At 48.6% G+C, this 20,283-nt stretch carries 23 protein-coding genes and 6 pseudogenes; 22 read left to right on the top strand and 7 right to left on the bottom strand.

The annotated features are described in order from the left end of the window. On the top strand, positions 1-334 hold a 334-nt coding region (locus tag BLV48_RS18060; RefSeq protein WP_139253976.1), incomplete at its 5' end, for an integrase core domain-containing protein. An 8-nt stretch (positions 335-342) separates the two neighbouring features. Here the strand turns inward: BLV48_RS18060 and BLV48_RS18055 are convergent. Further along, positions 343-981: pseudogene (locus BLV48_RS18055) on the bottom strand (IS110 family transposase); the annotation flags it as partial. 161 nt (positions 982-1,142) lie between these two features. Here BLV48_RS18055 and BLV48_RS18050 point away from each other — a divergent pair. Both BLV48_RS18050 and BLV48_RS18045 read left to right on the top strand, forming a co-directional pair. Then, on the top strand, positions 1,143-1,541 hold the full coding sequence (locus BLV48_RS18050) for a hypothetical protein (protein WP_091828176.1): 399 nt from the start codon (positions 1,143-1,145) through the stop codon (positions 1,539-1,541). 104 nt (positions 1,542-1,645) lie between these two features. Next, complete coding sequence (locus tag BLV48_RS18045) at positions 1,646-2,167, top strand: hypothetical protein (RefSeq protein ID WP_091828175.1); 522 nt, start codon at positions 1,646-1,648, stop codon at positions 2,165-2,167. A 400-nt stretch (positions 2,168-2,567) separates the two neighbouring features. Here the strand turns inward: BLV48_RS18045 and BLV48_RS18040 are convergent, their stop codons facing one another. The 4 genes from BLV48_RS18040 to BLV48_RS18025 all read right to left on the bottom strand — a co-directional run bounded on the left by BLV48_RS18040 (position 2,568) and on the right by BLV48_RS18025 (position 7,023). Continuing rightward, positions 2,568-2,975: a hypothetical protein gene (locus BLV48_RS18040; RefSeq protein ID WP_091828174.1), complete on the bottom strand. Its 408-nt coding sequence runs from the start codon at positions 2,973-2,975 to the stop codon at positions 2,568-2,570. Further along, a complete protein-coding gene (locus BLV48_RS18035; protein WP_091828173.1) occupies positions 2,962-3,393 on the bottom strand; it encodes a hypothetical protein in 432 nt (143 codons plus the stop codon). The genes BLV48_RS18040 and BLV48_RS18035 overlap by 14 nt, the downstream gene beginning before the upstream one ends. A 57-nt stretch (positions 3,394-3,450) precedes the next feature. Continuing rightward, positions 3,451-5,754, bottom strand: coding sequence for a TonB-dependent siderophore receptor (locus BLV48_RS18030; RefSeq protein ID WP_091828172.1), 2,304 nt, complete (start codon positions 5,752-5,754; stop codon positions 3,451-3,453). Between the two features lie 417 nt (positions 5,755-6,171). Next, entirely contained in the window at positions 6,172-7,023 is an 852-nt protein-coding gene (locus tag BLV48_RS18025) for a helix-turn-helix domain-containing protein (RefSeq protein WP_091828171.1), read from the bottom strand. Between the two features lie 306 nt (positions 7,024-7,329). Between BLV48_RS18025 and BLV48_RS18020 the strand changes: the two genes are divergently transcribed. The 17 genes and pseudogenes from BLV48_RS18020 (at position 7,330) to BLV48_RS17945 (ending at position 17,348) form a co-directional block, all read left to right on the top strand. Beyond that, positions 7,330-8,094 carry an SDR family oxidoreductase gene (locus tag BLV48_RS18020; protein ID WP_091828170.1) on the top strand — a complete coding sequence of 255 codons (765 nt, stop codon included), beginning with the start codon at positions 7,330-7,332 and terminating at the stop codon, positions 8,092-8,094. A gap of 11 nt (positions 8,095-8,105) precedes the next feature. Then, a complete protein-coding gene (locus BLV48_RS18015) occupies positions 8,106-8,948 on the top strand; it encodes a methylated-DNA--[protein]-cysteine S-methyltransferase (RefSeq protein WP_091828169.1) in 843 nt (280 codons plus the stop codon). A 73-nt stretch (positions 8,949-9,021) separates the two neighbouring features. Further along, positions 9,022-9,219, top strand: a pseudogene (locus tag BLV48_RS19655) (transposase); the annotation flags it as partial. Between the two features lie 87 nt (positions 9,220-9,306). After that, positions 9,307-9,492 (top strand): annotated as a pseudogene (locus BLV48_RS19650) (DDE-type integrase/transposase/recombinase); the annotation flags it as partial. Between the two features lie 519 nt (positions 9,493-10,011). Beyond that, a complete protein-coding gene (locus tag BLV48_RS18005) occupies positions 10,012-10,227 on the top strand; it encodes a hypothetical protein (protein ID WP_091828167.1) in 216 nt (71 codons plus the stop codon). Beyond that, positions 10,220-10,567: a low molecular weight protein tyrosine phosphatase family protein gene (locus BLV48_RS18000; RefSeq protein ID WP_091828166.1), complete on the top strand. Its 348-nt coding sequence runs from the start codon at positions 10,220-10,222 to the stop codon at positions 10,565-10,567. Before BLV48_RS18005 ends, BLV48_RS18000 begins: the two co-directional genes overlap by 8 nt. 84 nt (positions 10,568-10,651) lie before the next feature. Next, positions 10,652-10,855, top strand: coding sequence for a hypothetical protein (locus BLV48_RS17995; protein WP_091828165.1), 204 nt, complete (start codon positions 10,652-10,654; stop codon positions 10,853-10,855). A gap of 83 nt (positions 10,856-10,938) precedes the next feature. Beyond that, a pseudogene (locus BLV48_RS17990) lies at positions 10,939-11,723 on the top strand (IS3 family transposase). A gap of 82 nt (positions 11,724-11,805) precedes the next feature. Then, positions 11,806-12,261 carry a hypothetical protein gene (locus BLV48_RS17985; protein WP_139253975.1) on the top strand — a complete coding sequence of 152 codons (456 nt, stop codon included), beginning with the start codon at positions 11,806-11,808 and terminating at the stop codon, positions 12,259-12,261. 94 nt (positions 12,262-12,355) lie between these two features. Next, complete coding sequence (locus BLV48_RS17980) at positions 12,356-12,856, top strand: hypothetical protein (RefSeq protein WP_139253974.1); 501 nt, start codon at positions 12,356-12,358, stop codon at positions 12,854-12,856. A gap of 515 nt (positions 12,857-13,371) precedes the next feature. Further along, positions 13,372-13,707 carry a hypothetical protein gene (locus BLV48_RS17970; RefSeq protein WP_139253973.1) on the top strand — a complete coding sequence of 112 codons (336 nt, stop codon included), beginning with the start codon at positions 13,372-13,374 and terminating at the stop codon, positions 13,705-13,707. A gap of 83 nt (positions 13,708-13,790) precedes the next feature. Further along, positions 13,791-14,039: pseudogene (locus BLV48_RS19645) on the top strand (transposase); the annotation flags it as partial. A 30-nt stretch (positions 14,040-14,069) separates the two neighbouring features. Further along, a pseudogene (locus tag BLV48_RS19640) lies at positions 14,070-14,318 on the top strand (DDE-type integrase/transposase/recombinase); the annotation flags it as partial. Positions 14,319-14,332: 14 nt separating this feature from the next. Then, positions 14,333-15,583, top strand: a complete 1,251-nt coding sequence (locus BLV48_RS17960) for an amidase family protein (protein WP_091828160.1) — start codon at positions 14,333-14,335, stop codon at positions 15,581-15,583. 109 nt (positions 15,584-15,692) lie between these two features. After that, positions 15,693-16,202: a P-loop NTPase family protein gene (locus tag BLV48_RS17955; RefSeq protein ID WP_091828159.1), complete on the top strand. Its 510-nt coding sequence runs from the start codon at positions 15,693-15,695 to the stop codon at positions 16,200-16,202. 40 nt (positions 16,203-16,242) lie between these two features. After that, on the top strand, positions 16,243-16,623 hold the full coding sequence (locus BLV48_RS17950; protein WP_091828158.1) for a DUF4087 domain-containing protein: 381 nt from the start codon (positions 16,243-16,245) through the stop codon (positions 16,621-16,623). 146 nt (positions 16,624-16,769) lie between these two features. Further along, positions 16,770-17,348: a GNAT family N-acetyltransferase gene (locus tag BLV48_RS17945; protein WP_091828157.1), complete on the top strand. Its 579-nt coding sequence runs from the start codon at positions 16,770-16,772 to the stop codon at positions 17,346-17,348. A 16-nt stretch (positions 17,349-17,364) separates the two neighbouring features. Here BLV48_RS17945 and BLV48_RS17940 read toward each other — a convergent pair whose 3' ends face one another. Beyond that, on the bottom strand, positions 17,365-17,841 hold the full coding sequence (locus BLV48_RS17940) for a PaaI family thioesterase (RefSeq protein WP_091828156.1): 477 nt from the start codon (positions 17,839-17,841) through the stop codon (positions 17,365-17,367). A 191-nt stretch (positions 17,842-18,032) separates the two neighbouring features. Beyond that, positions 18,033-19,244 carry a YbfB/YjiJ family MFS transporter gene (locus BLV48_RS17935; protein WP_091828155.1) on the bottom strand — a complete coding sequence of 404 codons (1,212 nt, stop codon included), beginning with the start codon at positions 19,242-19,244 and terminating at the stop codon, positions 18,033-18,035. Between the two features lie 101 nt (positions 19,245-19,345). Between BLV48_RS17935 and BLV48_RS17930 the strand changes: the two genes are divergently transcribed. Together BLV48_RS17930 and BLV48_RS17925 are read left to right on the top strand one after the other, a co-directional pair. After that, positions 19,346-19,981: a LysR family transcriptional regulator gene (locus BLV48_RS17930; RefSeq protein WP_091828154.1), complete on the top strand. Its 636-nt coding sequence runs from the start codon at positions 19,346-19,348 to the stop codon at positions 19,979-19,981. Positions 19,982-20,050: 69 nt separating this feature from the next. After that, positions 20,051-20,283, top strand: a 233-nt coding sequence (locus tag BLV48_RS17925) for a leucine zipper domain-containing protein (protein ID WP_139253972.1), incomplete at its 3' end; no start/stop codon positions are given.

Below are 20,283 nucleotides of genomic sequence, written 5' to 3'. Positions count from 1 at the left end.
GGCCTACCGCGGAATAGGTGTGGAGGTAAAACGCCTGATGACCGATAACGGCCCTGCTTATCGTTCCCGTCGGTTCAATGCAGTTTTACAACGGGAAGGGATCAAGCATGTGTACACGCGCCCATACACGCCCAGAGCGAACGGCAAGGCGGAGCGTTTTATACAGACAATGATCCGGGAATGGGCGTATGCGATGCCCTATGCAAACGACATATCAAGGACATGGGCGCTGACAGATTGGATCAACCACTACAATAAACAGCGCCCTCATGGCAGTATCGGAAATCTACCGCCGGTGTCTCGAATACCGAAGCTGCGTGAACAACGTGTTTAGTATTCACACTTAGCATGCTTTTCAATAAAGCACTCAATGGAGCTAAGTTCATGGCGGTAAAATGCAATGATGTTTAAGTCCAGGTCAATATTGTGTTGCACGAACTCATCATCAAAGCAGTTCCGCATCGCTTCCCGAGCGCATGGATATTTTAGATCCAGGTTATTTGGTGGCAAATTGTATTGGCTGGTGGTGTTTTTTACATGCGCTTTTAGATCGGCTCCATGACGAACGATACGGGTACGACGACGGAGTAAGTCACGAGCGGCACGCATCTCGGGTGGATACACATAGGCCAACGGAAAGTTGCCACCACGAATAAGATGCGCGATCTTATAGGAGTCAATGCGATCATTTTTGGCTTTACCACCATGGATAGCCTTCATGTATAGCGCATGGCCCAGAATGAAGTCGATGCCATGTTGAGCACAGACGTCGCTAACCCAGTACCAGCAGTGCATGCATTCAACACCGACAACAATATTGCCGATATAGGGCGTTAATAAATCCAGTAAGGGTTCTGGTCGTGCTTTGATTTCACGATGCAGGATGGTTTCACCGGTATCATCCAGAATGCACACGTACAAAGAGCGTGCATGCAAATCGATTCCACAATAGTACGGATGTTGTGTAGTATAAAAGTTCATTGGGTCTTCTCCTTTTTGGTTTCGTCGCCTTCCAGCTTAGCCAAGCTGACTAGGCTGGGGAGAAGGCTCAATGAGTATCAATCGGCTGCACTGCGACCGATTTTCCGCCGCTTCGCGGCTCCAAACCGGCGCGTGAGCCGGGCGTTATATTTGGAGAAAACTTGAGAGTAAGTCTTAAAATCGCAGCATTGGTTTTTTTCGCTGTGTTGACCCCCGTTACTCTTTGGAACGCTGGTCACCTCTATCTGGCTCAATCATGTGACCCAAAGTTTGGGTGTGTCGGTGTCTTCCAGCTTTTGACTTTCGTTGCCAGTATTTGTGCTGGAATCTCTGCTCTCTCGGTTTTTGTCGCGCACTACATCTTTGTAGTCCGCCGCGGCGGCGACACCACCCACCGAGAAATCGTTTTGACTTTGCTATGCTTTGCTGGCGTGAGCATTGTAAGTGGAAGCGCTATTGGTCTTGCGGAGGCTTTGGGAGTTGCGGCGTTGGCCTCGCTTTGGACGCTTGTGTCGTTTCTCATTGGTATAGCAATTTTCAAATTCGTTAGAAAAATATAACCAGTGCATTAAATTCGTTCCGGGCCGAAGGCCCTCCACCGGACGGCTTTTTCTCCGCTTCACTGCGTAAAAGCCGCCATTTATGCAGGCGTTAGAGATATTCAATGTTGAGCGTGATTGAGAATTCTGAGGAAAAGCTAGATGAAGCGAGGTTCTTCCTTGACTTGATGGACCGACTTGAAATCAAACGCGTGCCATATACCAAAAATCGGTTGGTGGAAGTCGAGTTTTCGTATCTTCTCAGCGCATTCCTGAATGCCTGCTACAGCTGCGGTGAGCAACTTAGAAGAGATGCCCGTTATAAGGAAGCCATACTGGGATTTCGCAGGCGATATCCAGAATTCTATCAACATGGACAGGACGGTGGCTGGCGCACAAAAAGCGTTCACTTTTACCCTGTAAAGCCTAAACACGATGGTTATATTCCCCCTCCTCTCGACAACATAATTTTGAGACAGAGGGGAGACGAGTCTTACGTTCTTCCTGATCCTGGTTCAGTAAATTTTGATTTCAGTGCCAAGGAGGGGCACTTTTATTTCTCGAATGAACCTTATCAGAATAGTATCTGCGATCTTTGTGCTATTCATTTGCATAGGCTTCGGGAACTGGTAGATCAGTGCGCTTGATCTCTAACACATATGAGCCTTCTCGGTGTCAATAGGCAATAGTATTTCATTGGCTGCATGAGCAGCCAATACAAAACCCTGAACGAGGGCGACTACTTCGTCTGTCTGAGTCGGCTGTTAAGGCACTTACAGCAAACACATATAGAGGCTCTCTTATCACGGTTGAACACCGTGGCCTGACCGGTTCGGTTCCTTGGGGTGGTCAGGGGCGCTAGACATTCATCGGTTAACCGGTCACCGGCACTATTCAAATGACAGGTTGCATAGGCTCCAGTTAGATTCAGGCTCAGGACCGGTGTAAGCGCACTGGCTCAGGGCATTGATGCACGCCAGCGGGGCGGGAATGGCGTTTACAAAAGTATGAGACGCCAGTGCCCAATGAACACTGGCGTCGAACATGCTAAGACGCAGGGGAGGGTGTGGATTGCTCAGACAGCAACCCCCTGGCAATGGTCATCGCTTCTTCGCGCGACGCAGCAAGCATCAGCGGGTAGCCCCAGAACTTGGCGAAGAGTACCGCAAATGGCTTGATGCCGAGCCGTTTGGCTGGGCTGGGTTCGATCAGAATCGTGGCCAGAACCTGTTTACGTAACTCAGCCTTGTGCTTTTTCATCCAGAGCGCTGTGCGTTTCTTGTCTTCCGGTGAGTGTTCGTGGCCTTCATCCGGGGCGGTATCGGTTAATATTACGAAGGGTTTGCCGCGCTGCAAATTGGCCTCGAACTCTTCGAAGTCCTTTTCCTGATCATGCCCCGGTTCTTGCGAGAAACTCATCCAGACGAAGGGAAAATCCGAGCTATTCATCGACATTATTTGCTCCTTTTCTCTTGAGATGGCGCCATGTGGTGACGATGGCGAAGAGGCCTGGCAGGGTGATGAAGAAAACGGCTGAGAAGGCAACGTACCAACCGTCGCGCAACCCGTCGGCGATTCCGCCAAGGGTATTCAGGGCGACCATCAGACAGCCGAGAACCAGTACAACCCACTGAGTCTTACGGGTTCCTGCCAGCGCCAGAAGCATCGTGACGATCCAACAGCCATAGTACGCCGGAAAAAACCATAGTATGTCGGGTTCAAACGTAATCGCCGGTGTCGCTCCCTGCGCTCTGACAAAATCGTTTACGTAAAAGAATAACTGGAAGGTAACAAAAAGCACGGCACCGATGCCGGTGGTCAGCCAGAACAGGGCGACCCTGTGGTGCTGGCAGAGATTAGATTGGGATGACATGGTTTTCTCTCTTATAAGCTCAGAATATTAGGATGTGAATGTGTCCTGAGGGCACATTCACATCTTGTAGTTCAGCGTTAGCATCACGTTACGTGGTGCGCCATAACTGACGGTGTCGAAGTCGCCTTTCTGTAGTGCGTACTTCTTGTCGGACAGGTTGTTGAGGTTGACCGCCAGGTTGACGTTCTTGGTGATGTCGTAACGCCCCATCAGTGATACCAGAGCATAGGAAGGCTGTTCCCCGCCCAATGTGCTGGTACCCGTATTGGGCGACTGATAGAAGCGACTTTGCCATTGAATGCCGCCGCCGAGCGTCAACCGATTCCAGTCGCCGTGCAGCTGGTAGGTATTGAAAAGCTGGGCCGTGGTGCGCGGTAGCTTCGAATTCAGACGAACGCCATCGCCATCTTCCGCTGTGAAGTGGGAGATTCCTGCGTAGATGTTCCAACCCGCTGCCAACTCGCCCTGCAAGCCCAGCTCGATACCGTGGGATTTCGTTCCATCAGCGCCCTGATATGCCTGGGCACCTCCTGGCGTATAGGTTCCTGCAACCATCTGTGCCGCGTTGTCCAGCCTGGTCTCGAATAAGGCCACCGATGCATTCAGACGCCCGTCCATGTAAGCGCCTTTGAGGCCGATTTCCATGGTTTTTCCTTTTGACGGCGTGAGCACATTGCCGTTGCTGTCCCGATAGTCGGGTTGCGGATTGAAAATGCTTGTGTAGCTGGCGTAGGCCGAATAGGTCTTGTTGATGTCGTAAACCAGGCCCGCATAAGGGGTGAATTCACCGTTCTTTTTGTAGTGCAACGACGAGCCACCGACGTCGTCATCGATTTCGTAGTTGCTGAAACGGCCGCCGATGATGAGTTTCAGAGGATCGGCCAGGGCAAACCGGGCGGCGCTATAGACACCACTCTGCCTGACCCGGGTTTGGGTTGGTACCGAAGCCATGCTATCGAAGTCAGGGCGGGGAAAGGCCGGACTTAGGTCATAGACATTGATAGGGGTAACGCCAGCATAGAACGGTGCGATATCGTCCTGGCTGACCGTACGGCGCGAATGCGTCGCCCCGACCACCAGATCGTGTTGGCGACCCAGCAGTTCGAAGGGGCCGCTTGCCATCACATCGAAGCTGTTTTGACGGCTGCGACCTTCGGAAGCCAGCGCGACCGGGTAGGCCCCGGAGGGGTAGAAGCCCAGTCCCGTAGCACGATCAGGGCGGCCGACCAGACCGAGTAATTCAGCATTATATTCCGTGCGGTACTGGTTAGCGGTGGCCTTGATGTTCCAGCCGTTGTCGAAAAAGTGCTCGAACTCGGCAAACGCCGTCTTGAGGGTGTTATCCCAGTGGCTCCAGTCTTGCGCGTAGTTCTTGCTGCGTGAAAATTCCGCCTGTGTACCATCGCTGAACCATAGTGGCAAACCGCCCCAGGTTGCACCTTTCGGTGTGATGTCCTGATAGTCATAGCCCAGGCGCAGTGTTGTGTCGTCGGTCAGATCCGCCTCAATAATACCGTAGAAGCCTTTTCGCTTCGGTTTGTAGCCGTCGAGGTATGAGTGCCCGCCCTGATAGGTCCCCACGATACGGGCGCGAATGCGACCGTCTTCGGTCAGCGGCGTTGATATGTCGGCCATGCCCCGGTGGGTATCCCAGCTCCCCACGCCGAGTGAGGCGGCTGCCGAGAAGTCACGGGTTGGTCGTTTGCGTACCAGGTTGATGGCAGCCGAGGGATTGCCGGTGCCTGTCAGTAAGCCGGAGCCGCCACGCACGACTTCGACACGCTCATAGAACGCGGTATCGAGAGAACCGATGCCGCTCCCATTGACGATGTCGCCGACATCCGTGGGGATGCCGTCGTACTGAATGTTGTTGATCCGAAAACCACGTGAATAAAAACTTGTCCGTTCACTGTCGGACTGTTTCGACGCGATGCCCGTGGTGTTCTCCAGCACCTTCTGAACCGAATTCAACTGCTCGTCATCAATGCGCTGGCGCGTAATCACGGTGACCGCCTGCGGTGTTTCTTGCAGCGACAGCGGCAGGCGTGTCGCGGCCTCTGTCTCAGTTTTACCCATGGTGTAGGAGGCGTTAGTACCTTTGCCCGTTACCGTCATGGCGGGTAAGCGGAGCGTTGTCTCAGAGGTTTTCTTGCTATCCCTGTTTGGGATCTGCTCTGACTCAGCGGCGAATGCGCTCTGCGCACTGATGAGCACAACTGCAGCCACCGCTGAGCTTAATACGGTGCGGGGTGCGCTTCTGCTGGCGCCCTTATATAGCCCACCGGATAGAGGATAGGCCGCAGGCTCTTCTCGACCGTCAACTGACCGGCGAAACTTTCCTGTTGTTTTGAAATAAATCATTAAATGATACCCATTTGCAATTAAAGGCGTTATTTAATAATAAATTTGCAGTGTGTGATGTCGAAATCAGGCCGGATTGTTATTCATTCAGGCCAAATTCATGTTCTTCAGGATTGCTGGCTGTGTTGCAAAATAAATTGACCTGATCCCGCAATGCAGAATTCATTCGTAGCGCTGGGCTGTAGCTGAACAGATTCCAGGGCTTCAATAACATTCATGATAGAAATGTGACCCGTGCAGGAAAAGGCTCTGACAAGGAAAAGGCACCGGAGCACCGGACATCAAATCGGCAACAGGACTCTGGTTCTGATGTCGGGGTTTAAGGCACTAGCGGTTTAAACAGATCACTATAGAGGTTTCTCTGATGTCGGCGGACTGTCTGTTAAAGCATGAACGCTATTCTGTTGCAAAAGCCAGTCAGGTCAGATCATGATCTGAAAGTATGATGCCAGGTACAGTAGTCGTATCGCTGTCGGTCTTGCGTTCCGATATGTAACGCGCTGGAGGCTTACCGACCGCTTTGCGGAACATAGTGACAAAGCCGCTGGCATTTTCATAACCCAATTCCAACGCCACTGTCTGCACGCTGTCGCCCTGGGTCAGACGCTGGAGTGCAAGAATGACATGCAGTTGTCGGCGCCACCGTCCGAAGCTCATACCGATTTCGTGCTGCAAGAGCCGGCTCATGTTGCGTTCGCTCATGCCAATGCGGCTAGCCCAGTCTCCCTTCAAGGTTTTGTCTGTGGGGTCGGCCAGCAGCATCTCCGCGAGCTGACGCAATCGCGGATCCTGCGGCATGGGCAGATGAAGGTTTTCTACCGGAGCCGACGCCAACTCGTCGAGCAGTGTGGCGATCAGTCGGTCTTCCCGTCCACCCAGCGGGTATAACTCAGGAAAGCTGGTCACCTTCAGCAGCAACTCGCGTAGCAGCGGCGATACCGAAATTGTACAGCAGGTTTTTGGCAGATCCGGTGCAGCATCGGGCTCAACGAACAGGCAATAACATTCCGTTTCACCCGATCCCCAGGCCGAGTGGGGCAGGTTTCCCGGTATCCAGACAGCGCATTGCGGCGGCACGATCCAGACGCCATCTGCGATTTTGCAGTTGAGGATGCCGCGGACAGAGTACAGCAGTTGCGCTTTGCGATGCTGATGGCTCGCATGTTCCCAGTCCTCTGTCACTGATGCGGCGCCCAGAGCAACAGCGGTCCGGGGGATGTTATCAACGTCGCAGGTTGTGATCTGATCGGTGATTGCAATGCTGGGCATGGTAAGTTCTGAGCCTCGGATAAAGGGTACGGCACGATGGCCGGATTGGAAAATATTATTACGAAATGACGCAATGGAGTCCAGCTATCCTGTCAGTATCTTAGAGACGCCAATAGTGTTCAGAGTCTGGTTTAGCGGGGGCAACTACAAATTACTCGCTGCGCTCCTGATTTTCCGGTGAGCAAGGCGTTATAGCGCACTTGAAGTACAGCAAGATTCGGGTCGGCAGTAGCCGTTCGTCCTCCTAACATAGCCTCTGTTCGGGCATGTGCCCTATACAGTGAGCAGAGCTAGGAGGAATGATTAATGACTATACTTGCTAACAAAGTTGCTATCGTTACTGGTGCCAGTACCGGTATTGGCTACGCGGCCGCGAAGCTTTTTGCGAGAGAAGGTGCAGCCGTCGTTGTGGCTGCAAGGCGACAGCAGGAGCTTGATGACCTTGTGGACTTAATCAATGCGGAAGGCGGGCAGGCAGTGGCACTAGCCGGTGATGTTGGCGAAGAAGCGTTTGCCAAAGCGTTGGTAGCTAAAGCGGTAAGTCGCTTTGGCGGATTGGATATCGCTTTCAACAATGCGGCTATTCTGGGTGCGATGGGCCCTGTCCCGGAGATGTCGCAAACAGACTGGAACCAGGTTATTGTGACTAACTTAACCAGCGCATTCTTGGGCGCAAAGTACCAACTGCCCGCTATGGCTGCCCGAAAAGGAGGCTCGTTAATTTTCACCTCTACCTTCGTTGGTTACACCGCAGGTATGCCAGGCATGGCTGCCTACGCAGCCAGTAAGGCGGGTCTTATTGGGTTGACTAAAGTGCTGGCGTCAGAGCATGGGCCTCAGAATATCAGGGTCAATGCCCTTCTGCCCGGTGGTACTGACACGCCAGCGGGACGTGAATTTGCCAATACGCCAGAGGCATTGGCGTTTGTGCATAATCTGCATGCTCTCAAGCGTATGGCAACACCAGATGAAATTGCCCAGTCTGCATTGTACCTTGCCTCCGATGCGTCCAGCTTCACCACGGGGTCTGCGATGCTGGTAGATGGTGGTGTATCCATAAATCGTGTCTGAGAGGCTGCGCTATGTCAGACTATGACCGAATCGCAAGCGCTATGGCCTATTTGGTTGAACGGGCAATTGAGCAGCCCAGCCTTGAAGATATAGCCGCCCATGTGCACCTGAGCCCGTATCACTTTCAAAGGCTGTTTTGTCGCTGGGCAGGTACTACGCCGAAGCGCTTTTTACAGGTTCTGACATTGGAGCGGGGCAAAGGATTGCTGGATAATTCTCGCTCCTTGCTTGATGTCGCACATGAACTTGGACTAAGCGGTAGTTCAAGGTTGCATGATCACTTTGTGCAACTGGAAGCAGTCACACCCGGCGAGTATAAAAGTCGTGGTAAGCAGGTTCATATCGAGTACGGTGTACACGCTACCCCGTTCGGACCTATGTTTGTTGCGATAACCCAGCGGGGTGTTTGCCGAGCAGAGTTCATGGACTTCAACAGCTTGGAAGATTTGCTAGATAGCTTGCATAACGCTTGGCCGCTCAGTTCGATCAGGGAGAACCTATCTTCTACGCGCCAAGCTATTGATGTATTTTTTAGCAATGATGCTGCGATCAGGCATGGTCCGCTATCGCTCCATGTGGCAGGAACTAATTTTCAAATCGCTGTGTGGCGAGCTCTGTTGAAAATACCAACGGGCTCTGTGGCCAGCTATGCCGAAGTAGCCAAATCACTCGGCGCCCCCAAGTCTGCAAGGGCGGTTGGTAACGCCATTGGAGCAAATCCAGTTGCTTTACTGATCCCCTGCCACCGGGTTATACAGCAGAGTGGTGCACTGGGGGGGTACCGCTGGGGACCAACCAAGAAGCTTATGGTGCAAACCTGGGAAAAAATGCGTGATGAGCCGGTTGCGCTATAACAATGCCATGCAACCGACGCTGTAGTTCCCCCGGTTCAGTGGACACCTCGATCTAATTCAGACGAGGTGAGAAATGCCAGCGTACAAGAACCCAAAAAAGACGCGACAGTACACGAACGAGTTCAAGGCCAAAGCGGTTAAGCTGACCCATCTGAGTGGGGCGAGCGTGAAGGGAGTGGCGGAAGCGCTGGATATCCACCCGTTCATGTTGTTCCGCTGGCGCAAGGAATACCGGGAAGGCAAGATTGTGGCTGATAAACGTAAAATGGTGTCTAAGAAGCCGAAGGCCCTGAGTGAAAACGAGCAGATACGAAAGTTTGAGAAACACGTTGCTGACGTGAAAGAGGAGAATGACCTGCCTAGACCGACAGCAACCAATCAGCATTGGGCTGCCGATTTGACCTATATTCGCGTTGGAAAACGCTGGCTGTACCTGGCTGCAGTCATTGATCTGTACTCCCGTCGCATTGTAGGCTGGTCTTTGGGTAAGCAGAAAACGGTATCATTGACCAAGGCCTCACTACAGATGGCATTACGCAACCGGGCTGGACCTCGCGAAGCTCGGCCGCTGTTGGCAGCGTTATGTTTTATTGGTGGAAACGAAATGTTCGAAGACAATTTAAGTAAGGAAACTACGGTCAAGATGCCCGCGGGTCATCTACTAGTCGTCTGGAATATTTTGTCCGAGAAGCTTTCTTCTTCATACCTAAATGATGAGTTTGGTGAAGAAGAAAAGAGAGCTATTTGGGGGCTCGAGGATCTGTGCGAAAAAGAGCTGATTAATCAAGGGTTCTCCTCTCGTCCAGAAAAGGAATGGAATGAACTAATGGAAAAGGCAACTGAGTTTGTTAAAACTATACCAGTTGATTTTTTGGACTAGGTGCCATCAATAAACAGGAAAAACATAACAAAGGCCTGATTTTTGCCGCTATCACATTTGGGACCTCCACTACGCTGGCGCTCCGTTCCGGCCCCATAGGCCGGCGTTAAGTGTCACAATCTAAATGAGTTCTTTCCGTATTATCGCGGCTGCTGAACCCGATAATTTATATAGGAAAGAAAAATGAGCGAAAATAGAAACAGAGCCTGGAGAAGGTTCAAAGATAGAGTAAAAAAAGGAAAAGGCATGGGTTCAGATGAGCTTTATAAGCCCGAAAAGAAATGGAAGCTAATGTACTTTCGTAAAAATAAACTAGCTAGAGCTAAGCAGCTTGGGTTAGACTATCCCATAAAAAGTAAGAGACAACTTTTAGATCAGGAATTACCTTCTGATGAATAATAGTTTGAACCTACTATTTATTTGTAGTCGCAACCAATGGCGAAGCCCTACTGGCGAGGAAATCTGGAAAAAACGCCCCGGCTTCAATTCTCGTTCAGCAGGCACGAGCCCAAATGCTAGAAAAACTGTTGGCCCAGCGGATATCCGCTGGGCTGACTATATATTTGTCATGGAAAAGAAGCATAAAAATAGGCTTTTGGCTGAGTTCACTCGCATGATGGATCACAAGCCTCTGTTTGTGTTGGATATTCCTGATGAATACAAGTTCATGGATCCAGAGTTAATTGATGAACTTGACAGTAAAGTCTCTGAAATCTTGGATCGAGAGGTAAAAACTTAAAAAATGGTTCAAATTGATGTCCGGTGGCGAAATTTAACTAGGCGTTATGCGGCTATCCCAGGGATCGAGTAAAGAGCAAAGTGGATGATCATTAGAGTGTTTGGAACAGTAGTCGGATTATTCTTCGTTATTGGCAGCATTCTGATGCTGTCTACTTCAACGGCCTCGGTTGTTTCAGGTGTCTCGATTCTCTTCTTGGGGCTTATTTTCGTGGTTTACGGTGTTGCAGGTAAGAAAGAGCTTGGAAAAATATTTCCCAGTCTTGTTCGGAGTAAACATGACCGCTGAACCACATAACAAGCCGCAGCAATCGCTCCCTGTAGTTCCCCCGGTTCAGTAGGCACCTCGATCTAATTCAAACGAGGTGAGAAATGCCAGCGTACAAGAACCCAAAAAAGACGCGACAGTACACGGACGAGTTCAAGGCCAGAGCTGTTAAGCTGACCCATCTGAATGGGGCGAGCGTGAAGGGAGTGGCGGAAGCGCTGGATATCCACCCGTTCATGTGGTCCCGCTGGCGCAAAGAGTACAGGGAAGGCAAGATTGTGGCTGATAAACGTAAAATGTTGTCTAAGAGGCCGAAGGCCCTGAGTGAGAACGAGCAGATACGAAAGCTTGAGAAACACGTTGCTGACTTGAAAGAGGAGAATGACCTGCCTAGACTGACAGCAACCAGTCAGCATTGGGCTGCTGATTTGACCTATATTCGCGTTGGAAAACGCTGGCTGTACCTTGCTGCAGATCATTTATCTGTACTCCCCTCGCATTGTGGGCTGGTCTTTGGGTAAGCAGAAAACGGTATCATTGACCAAGGCCATCGCTACAGATGGCATTACGCAACCGGCGGCCTGCACCGGGTCTGATTTTCCATACGGATCGTGGAGTTGAATATCGTGCCCATGAGATCCAGGCACTCTTAAAGAAACAGGAAATCCAGCCCAGTGCGAGCCGCCCAGCCATGTGCACCGACAACGCCGAGATGGAGTCGTTCTTCCATACCTTGAAAGGTGAGCTGATCAAGGAAAACGTTTTTTATGGCGAGATGCATCTGAGGGACAAGCTGGCTGGATATATCCAACACTTTTATAATCGAGTTCGATTGCACTCAAGCTTAAATTACCTGAGTCCGGTCGAATATGAAGCAATGACGGTATGAGCCGCGTAGGTGCCCGATTTATCGGGGGAAGATCACGCAGCAAAAAACGCTGCGCCTGTTAGCTGAGTGTTAGGCATTAAGAATGATGGATCGCAGATACACAAAGAGAATGGATAGATACTGGGGCAAGATGAAAAAATATGCTGTTAACAGCATTGCCAATCTTGATCCGTCGGGCTGGTTCGATTACTGGCATTGCCACATCGATTGGCAGGGCAAAGGAGACAAAAAACCTGAAAATCGCGAAGCTTCAATTATGTTAGGTTATGAAATTCTTAATATGGTTGAAGACTTTAAATTGAATGTAAGAGGCCCTATTCAAAGTTGGTGGTTTATCCACGAGAATTCATATGAGGACGCTGTATACTTACATAGTCCTAATGAAAATAAATCGCCATTTCCCTATGACTTTGAAGGAGTGGATTGGGGGAAGACTAATAATGATTTTCTAATTAAATTGGTTGATCAGAACCGGTTTAAAATAGGCACCATGATAAACGAATATGGTACTACCTATGTGGTGGCTTCAAATGCCTAACAGACACACGAAGCTCCCCCGCTTCGTGAGCTGGGGCCTCAAAAGCTATGCTTTTCGGACTTTTGTGTGGCGCGTTATGTTTCAAGGAGAGATGGTGCGTAAGCTGCTAATATTTTTGTTTTGCTTACTGCCGACTGCTGCTTACGCAAACGTAGTCTGGCCAGCACTTTATCTAGAAACTAGGCTTTTTTCGTGGTGGGCAATTAGCATTGGACTATTGGTTGAGTTTTTGTTTGTAAAATGGATTTTTACTCTTCCAATAAAAAAAGCTTCAATTGCAACCATATCTGCAAATGCCGTTTCTGCTATTGCAGGTATAATTTTAATACCGTTAGCTGGTATAGCTTGGGAGCTGTTTCCTGGCTCTCTCATAAACAAGGTTTTTAGCTGGGGAACATTTAACCCAATTACATGGGGTGCCACATTCTTTCTCGGTTGCTTAGTTAATGGCCTACTTGAGGGGGCTGTCTATAGAAAGTGGTTTTTCCCAGACTTCCGGTTTAAGAGTAAAGCATTTCTCTGGTTGCTAGCGGCTAACTCCCTCAGTGTAGGCGCTGCATTCATTAGTCTTTGGCTAAAGCCGGTGCAGCTATGAAACATAACAATTTGCAGCACGCAAAGCGCCGCTGCGTGGCTCGGACTTCCTTACGCTGCGCTTCAGTCAGCCCGTGTGCAAGGCGTTATGTGTATCACAGATGAAAAGAGTAGCTTGTAGTGTAACCGCCTTTATATTGGCCACCGTAATTGCTGAGCAGCTTTTAGGTGATGTTGCTGTCTACTTTGAAATGTGGTCCGTTGGCGCTAGTAGCAGAGCAGAGCTGGCCGATGATTTTGGTTTAGGTCTCCTATGGCTGCTCATCGTTCTCCCGGGAAGCATAATAGTAGGAGCTATTAGTTCGTGGGTAACATGGATAGTCTTAAAAAAGAGAGCGGTAGTGACAGTGAGAACACATAACCAGGCGTTCAAAATCGTTCGCTTCGCTCACTGGGACCTTCGCAGCTACGTTGCTGCGGCCTTGTTGTCGCCTCTTCGGGGTTGGGACGGCCTTTGCGCAGCGTTGCGGCTACAAGTCTGCCCCAAAGTCGGGCGTTAAATGTATGCGTGTGATCATGAATAAGAAGGTACTTACTTTCAGCCTTTTTGTATTTGTTTTCGGTGTGTGTGGCTACATACTCTTGGGCAAAAATGGTCCTACTGAAGCTATGCAATCATTGCCTATAGGAAGCTCATATGATGATCTGCTAGCTTTGGTAGGTGAACCGTCATATGTCACTGATGGCACGGAAGGGCCAGAGCAAGGTTTTAAAAAGTATCAAGAACAAAGGATTTCTGGGTGCGTTAAAGAAGTCTGGTACGAGAACGCGCTAAAGCTACCCAGCAAATATGCGTTTTGTTTTAGTGCAGACGGAAAGCTTGTAAATAAGTACCACTGGTCATCGTGGTGAAATACATAACAAGCGGCTGTTGTCGCCCCTTGTAGTTCCCCCGGTTCAGTGGACACCTCGATCTAATTCAGACTAGGTGAGAAATGCCAGCGTACAAGAATCCAAAAAAGACGCGACAGTACACGAACGAGTTCAAGGCCAAAGCTGTTAAGCTGACCCATCTGAGTGGGGCGAGCGTGAAGGGAGTGGCGGAAGCGCTGGATATCCATCCCTTCATGTTGTTCCGCTGGCGCAAGGAATACCGGGAAGGCAAGATTGTGGCTGATAAACGTAAAATGGTGTCTAAGAAGCCAAAGGCTTTGAGTGAGAACGAGCGTATACGAAAGCTTGAGAAACACGTTGCTGACTTGAAAGAGGAAAATGACCTGCCTAGACCGACAGCAACCAATCAGCATTGGACTGCCGATTTGACCTATATTCGCGTTGGAAAACGCTGGCTGTATCTGGCTGCAGTCATTGATCTGTACTCCCGTCGCATTGTAGGCCGGTCTTTGGGTAAGCAGAAAACGGTATCATTGACCAAGGCCTCGCTACAGATGGCATTACGCAACCGGCGGCCTGCTCCGGGTCTGATTTTTCATACGGATCGTGGAGTTAAATATCACGCGTATATCGCAGGCCACCAATGAGAACTTACGATTTCCAGACCTCCAACGCTTTTGCTGAACGTTTTGAAATAGCCCCCTATGCATCCGGTGCATTGGATGGTTTGTGCTTTGCAGTTAAAGACAACATTGATATTCGTGGTCGATTTACCTCCTATGGTAGTAAGCCATGGCGTGAAGCACATCCGCGAGCTGCCTACCATGCGGTTTGTGTGGAACAACTGTTGATGGCTGGAGCGCGGTGCGCGGGCAAAACAATAGCCGACGAATTTACCTATAGTCTGGATGGCGAGAGCTATTTCTACGGTACGCCAGTGAACCCCCGCGCCCCGGATCGGATCCCCGGCGGGTCTTCAAGTGGCTCGGCGTCAGCAGTCGCCTGTGGGTTGGTAGACTTTGCGCTGGGTACCGACTGTGGCGGATCAATCCGGATTCCCGCTAGCCTTTGTGGGGTGTTCGGCATGCGGCCAAGTCTGCACCGCATCTCCGAAGCCGGAGTACTTCCTTTTGCACCAAGTGTCAGCACTGTTGGCATATTGGCTCAAAATCTTCCTATTCTGCGCCAAACGATGCGTGTGCTTCTTCGCAGCCGTGACGTTGCACTTCCACCAGTGAAAAATATCTATTTGGTGAAGGAAGCTTTCGTGCTAGCCGACCCCGAGATCCAGAGCGCCCTATCCGAGTGCATTACGCATTTGAGTAATTTCCCTAACATCACCGTCACCTCCATTTCTCTGCGCGACATCACCGGCTTGGACATCAGCCTGAAATCGTGCAACGAGGATGCTCTTCGGATACTCCAGACGGCGGAAATTGCCAACTCCATTGGAGGCTGGATTCAGGAAAATCGGCCCGAACAAGGGCCGAACTTCCAGGCAGGATATCGTAACGTCGAACAGTTCGACCGCAGCACGATGAGCGACGCCCTGAACTTATGCGAAGCCCTCTTTTCACGGGTAGCCGCGTTCACTCAGCCAGGCGATGTTTTCTGTTACCCGACGGCCCCTGTGCTTGCTCCGAAGAAAGGCACACTCACCGGCAGCAACCTAAATTCTGTACGCGATTATTACGACCGTACTATGGCCGTCACATCGTTTGCTGGTGTTGCCCGGTTACCCGAGGTCACTATTCCACTGGCTCAGGTTAATGGCATTCCTGTTGGGCTTTCTCTGACAGCTGGTCACTATCAAGATGAGTTCCTACTGGATGCCAGTTTGCGGTTATGGGGTTCTCAACCAATGGGGTTGGACTTATATTCCATAACTACGTAACGCACAGAGCCCATGTGCCCAACCAATCATTCCACTGGACACTGCGCAATAAAGCTGCGCATCGCCGGTGAATGCAACCGTTAACTGGATTGATGACGAGGTAGGTACGATGAAAAAAATTGCAGTCATTGGTTCCGGCGGTTCGGGAAAATCTACATTCTCGGCTTTATTAGGTAAAGAATTGAATTTGCCTGTTCATCACCTTGATCAGCTATATTGGAAACCAAATTGGGTTAAGACTCCAAAAGAAGACTGGATAAAAATTCAGAAGGGCATCTGTGATAGCGAGTGCTGGATTATCGATGGTAATTATCAGAGCACGCTTGATATAAGATTTGAAGCTTGTGATACAGTAATATTCTTGGATGTGAACCGGTATACCTGTATCTATCGAGCGCTAAAGAGAACATTTTTAAGTACTAAGAGTCAATATTTGGCCGATGGTTGTGACGAAAGGTTTAATATCGATTTTATCAAGTTTCTATGGGAGTATCCGGGTAATTCAAAACCTGTAATCATGGATAAGCTCAATGCACTTAAAAGTAAAAAGCGCGTAATTATCGCAAGATCGGGAAAGCAAGCGCTCCGCCTTTGCAAATCCAGTCAAAAAGTAGCGTAAGCGGACCGCTTCGTATGGCGTTAGGCGAATGGAGTAAATAGTGAGATTTTTGATTGTTATTTTGGGGATGTTGTCTGCCTTAACAGCGATAGCAGAAGAGACTCGATGTGGATGGCTTGAAAATCCTTCTCCAGCAAATATGTGGTTGATTGATCGTGATGGATCGTGGGATATATCAGTCCAAGGTACTCCAAATATATTGGACGATAAATCGATGGAACTACTATATCAAGCGACTGCAAATGAAAATGAATTTGTTAGAACAAATCAAAACTATGGTTTTAGTTGTTCTTGTTTAACGGTGGATTTAGACAAAGAGAAAAATTTGATTATAGCAATCTATAAATCCAAGCAGTTGCCTTTGAAAAAGTGTTTAGAGGACATATCCATAACGAAAGATATTCCACTTCGTTTTAAGTAATTCGCCAAAAAATGTTCAAAATGGATTCTTAACATGTGGTATCTTAATATGTGTTAAGTTTAGTGTTTAAGGTGGTATGCGGCGGCTTTGACATTGCGTTGCTCACCCCTTAAAAAGGTGTTAGCTGGTAAGAGGAGGTTGAAGCTTTGTGGATAGAAAATAGCTTAATTGAGGGTAAGTATGTAGTTCTCGAGCCTCTAAGTTTAGAGCACGTATCATCATTGATTGAAGCCGTCAAAGATGGTGAGCACTGGAAGCTCTGGTTCGCGAATGTACCAAGCCCCGAAATAATGCATCAATATGTCAAAGATGCAATCGCTCAGATGGCGCAAGGCAATATTGCTTATGCTGTGCGAGTCAAAGCTACAAACCAGATAGTTGGTACGACTCGATACTACAATGTTGATGAACTGAATAGACGGGCTTTGATTGGCTATACTTGGTACTCTAATACAGCAAGGGGAACTCGAATTAATACAGAGTGTAAATATCTTCTCCTTAAACAGCTATTCAAGAAGTATGGTGCAATTGCAGTAGAGTTTCGAACTCACATTCATAACACAGTATCTAGAAAAGCCATTGAACGCCTTGGCGCAAAGCAAGATGGAATATTGCGCAATCATATCATTCTAAAAGACGGTAGTGTGAGGGATACGGTTGTTTATTCGATAATAAATACGGAGTGGCCTAATGTTGAGCAAGGCTTACTTAAAAAGCTCAGCTAGCATATGATTTTGGTGTCTAGCGGCCAAGTGCTAAGTCTCCACGCAGGGTCATTATTGTGCCGGATGCTAGAGCAACTAATTGGCCATCCTCGCGAGTAATCTCGCACTGGTAATGGCTTACCGTTCGACCGGCCCTAACAGGAAAAACTGTTGCAGTTAATTTTGATTTCCACACTGGCCTAAAAAATTTTATTTGCAGATCTATACTCGTGAATGACTCCCCAGTATCTATAGCCGTTGAATGAGCAGTGCCGATAGCGGCATCTGCTAATTCGCCCAGAAAACCTCCATGTACAGTGCCCTGCTGATTACCATGGATACTTGGATCAGTGAATACTTCTAAAGTCGCTTTACCTTTAGCAATGGCAATAATACGAAAACCGAGAAGCTCTGAAATAGCAGTTGGATACTGCATTTCCGTTACTGCGTTTGAAGGTAGACTACCTTCAATATGTTGTTGCAAAAAATCTAAAGTGGAAAGTATTGATTTCATATGCATTCCCCCGGTTTCTAGGTGTCTATCCTATAAAATTAAAAATATACTCTATTTCTTAATTATTTTTTCATCTATGATCAAATTTTTTAAATGAAAAATATAAGACGGTGGTGTTATCTAAGTGTGTGATATGATTTTGGATATCCGTCACGCTCATTCTGTGACAGGGTAATTCCTCAGGATTTGGCTTAAGAGGAAACGAATTTAGGTTTATCTGGAATTTTGTTATTTATTGGGGGGATCTGCTCAATTTTTAGTAAAAATAATATTACTATCAGCCCAACAAGCATTACGCCTGAGGAAAGGTACAAGCCTAGATCATAATTACCAAATTGATCTGCCAAATAACCGGTCAGGGCAGGTGCCAGAATCTGAGCAGTGCCATAAGCCAGGGCCATTTTTCCCATGAATTTTGCTGGATTGCTTGGGAAAAATCTTCCTGCCATTGTCAGTACTAGGCTTACGCAGGCCATAAAGGTACCACCAAATATTAAGGCACTGAGAATAACAACTGACACTGAATGATTAATTGCTGGCAAAAGGATTCCAAAGATCTGTAAGCCGTATGCCCATAGCAGTGCTTTGAGAGTACCGATTCGGCGTGCAACCCTGTCTGCGAAAATAACAGCTGGAGTCGCCCCCAAGCCAACTAGAATAAAAGCTAAATTACCTTGGCCCTGCAGGCTTTCCACCCCTTCAATAATATCCACGATAAAGGTTGCGGTAACCACATAACCATAGCCCGCGCAGAAGTATGCTAACAGCATCAAGCGATTGAATAGTTTGCTGGGGGGCGTATCACTTACAGTACTCCCGGCTTGATGTTTAACACTAGGCTTTGGCATCCATAGCATTGAGGGCAAAGCGACAACTGTTGCGAATACAGAAAGCCCCATCCACTGTTGTTTCCAATCCGCTGAGAAAGAAATCATACTGTCTATCAGGACTGAGACGGCAATGATGCTAAGACCACATCCGGCAAAATGTATACCCAACTCAGCGTGGTACTTGTTGAGCACTAACCATTTCAGGATCAAACCTGAGGCAATGATCATGCTTCCTGAAGCACATACTCCGGCGATAAAGCGTAAGACAGACCAATACACGAGATTGGTTGTTGTCACCATTGCTGCACAGCTTATGACAGCCAATACCATGTAAAGCTGATGCAGGTAGTACTTAGTCTTGAGACTGTTCAGTGTAGAAGCGATAAATATTCCGAACATGTAGCCCATGTAGTTGGTTGATGCCAACCAGCCACCACCAAACTCAGTCAGACCTGTTCCGTCTTGCATGATAGGAAGAAGGAGGGTGTATGAAAAACGAGCAACACCAACGGCAACAAGCATGCTACAGATGCCTGCAAAGTAGACACGGTTTCGTGTTAGTTCTGTCAACATTGTGATAATCCTCGGATTGGCTTAGCCGTTGACAACAATTTAACAACACTTATGATATAGGTATATTTGATTATTTTTATTCCATATAATTGGATTTATCTATGATTAAGACTCAGCACCTACGATTTTTGGTCTCTGTAGTTGATTATGGTAGCGCTACCAAAGCGGCTGAACGGCTTCATATTTCCCAACCATCAATATCGGCAGGTCTTAAAGCTTTGGAAGATGAATTAGGAGGGGCATTATTTGATCGAAGTGGACCAGCTAATCGACCTCTAACTTTGACACCTAAGGGGCAGGGTTTTTATCGCCGGGCAATAGAAATCCTTGGCATATGTGAATCAGCTCACGCAGAGTTTTCAGGTAACCCTGTACAGGAAAAAAAATTGGTGCTGGGTGTGGCTGATACTATTTCTAAAGATTTAATTGTTGAGGCAATTCGATCATTTGAGAGTAATGAAAAAGGCACTAAATTAAATTTATGGGAAGGTTCAGTTAGTAGGTTGGAAAGTTGGTTTAGCCATAAAAGAGTCGACGTTATTTTAAGTAATGTTGGCAGTTTGATGCCTAATGAAAAATTACTCTGGAGGGAGCCATTAGTAGCTGTGGTGGCACCTGACCACCCTTATATAAGTACTGCTAACGTTATTTCTATCCGAGACCTCACTGAATATCCCTTCATACACCGTTCTAATTGTGAGTTGGATCCCTTGGGTAGAGCTAGGTGTGGGTGCTAAGGAGGTTGTTCACGCCGGTTAAGTTCGAGATGCTGGTTATCGCCAAACAAACAGCACAGAACAACCGACATGAACAACCCCCATAAGAATGCACGAACCACGCCCCATATTCGAGCCCTGATCGTTGATCGCGCCATACGTCAGCAACAATCCATCAAAGATATCGCCCACACGTTCGGCATCAGTAGGCGCACGGTGTATAAGTGGCTTGCTCGCTATCGAGAGGCTGGTGACGCTGGTCTTGAGTCAGCATCCAGCCGCCCCCACGCCTCACCGAGGCAGATGCCGAAACAGTGGGTTGA

This window comes from Marinobacterium iners DSM 11526, from assembly GCF_900107855.1.
Taxonomy (GTDB): Bacteria; Pseudomonadota; Gammaproteobacteria; order Pseudomonadales; family Balneatricaceae; genus Marinobacterium; species Marinobacterium iners.
The sequence above is the reverse complement of the archived record's forward strand: the minus strand, read 5'-3'. Positions and strand labels throughout refer to the sequence as shown.

Excerpts from the sequence above, each read along its gene's own strand:
- BLV48_RS18040 (WP_091828174.1), bottom strand. The coding sequence starts at position 2,975 with ATGTCGATGAATAGCTCGGATTTTCCCTTCGTCTGGATGAGTTTCTCG.
- BLV48_RS17935 (WP_091828155.1), bottom strand. The coding sequence starts at position 19,244 with ATGTTGACAGAACTAACACGAAACCGTGTCTACTTTGCAGGCATCTGT.
- BLV48_RS18020 (WP_091828170.1), top strand. The coding sequence starts at position 7,330 with ATGACTATACTTGCTAACAAAGTTGCTATCGTTACTGGTGCCAGTACC.
- BLV48_RS18045 (WP_091828175.1), top strand. The coding sequence starts at position 1,646 with ATGTTGAGCGTGATTGAGAATTCTGAGGAAAAGCTAGATGAAGCGAGG.
- BLV48_RS17960 (WP_091828160.1), top strand. The coding sequence starts at position 14,333 with ATGAGAACTTACGATTTCCAGACCTCCAACGCTTTTGCTGAACGTTTT.
- BLV48_RS17985 (WP_139253975.1), top strand. The coding sequence starts at position 11,806 with ATGATGGATCGCAGATACACAAAGAGAATGGATAGATACTGGGGCAAG.
- BLV48_RS18005 (WP_091828167.1), top strand. The coding sequence starts at position 10,012 with ATGAGCGAAAATAGAAACAGAGCCTGGAGAAGGTTCAAAGATAGAGTA.
- BLV48_RS17970 (WP_139253973.1), top strand. The coding sequence starts at position 13,372 with ATGAATAAGAAGGTACTTACTTTCAGCCTTTTTGTATTTGTTTTCGGT.
- BLV48_RS18030 (WP_091828172.1), bottom strand. The coding sequence starts at position 5,754 with ATGATTTATTTCAAAACAACAGGAAAGTTTCGCCGGTCAGTTGACGGT.
- BLV48_RS18025 (WP_091828171.1), bottom strand. The coding sequence starts at position 7,023 with ATGCCCAGCATTGCAATCACCGATCAGATCACAACCTGCGACGTTGAT.
- BLV48_RS17955 (WP_091828159.1), top strand. The coding sequence starts at position 15,693 with ATGAAAAAAATTGCAGTCATTGGTTCCGGCGGTTCGGGAAAATCTACA.
- BLV48_RS18015 (WP_091828169.1), top strand. The coding sequence starts at position 8,106 with ATGTCAGACTATGACCGAATCGCAAGCGCTATGGCCTATTTGGTTGAA.
- BLV48_RS18000 (WP_091828166.1), top strand. The coding sequence starts at position 10,220 with ATGAATAATAGTTTGAACCTACTATTTATTTGTAGTCGCAACCAATGG.
- BLV48_RS17995 (WP_091828165.1), top strand. The coding sequence starts at position 10,652 with ATGATCATTAGAGTGTTTGGAACAGTAGTCGGATTATTCTTCGTTATT.
- BLV48_RS17930 (WP_091828154.1), top strand. The coding sequence starts at position 19,346 with ATGATTAAGACTCAGCACCTACGATTTTTGGTCTCTGTAGTTGATTAT.
- BLV48_RS17940 (WP_091828156.1), bottom strand. The coding sequence starts at position 17,841 with ATGAAATCAATACTTTCCACTTTAGATTTTTTGCAACAACATATTGAA.
- BLV48_RS18035 (WP_091828173.1), bottom strand. The coding sequence starts at position 3,393 with ATGTCATCCCAATCTAATCTCTGCCAGCACCACAGGGTCGCCCTGTTC.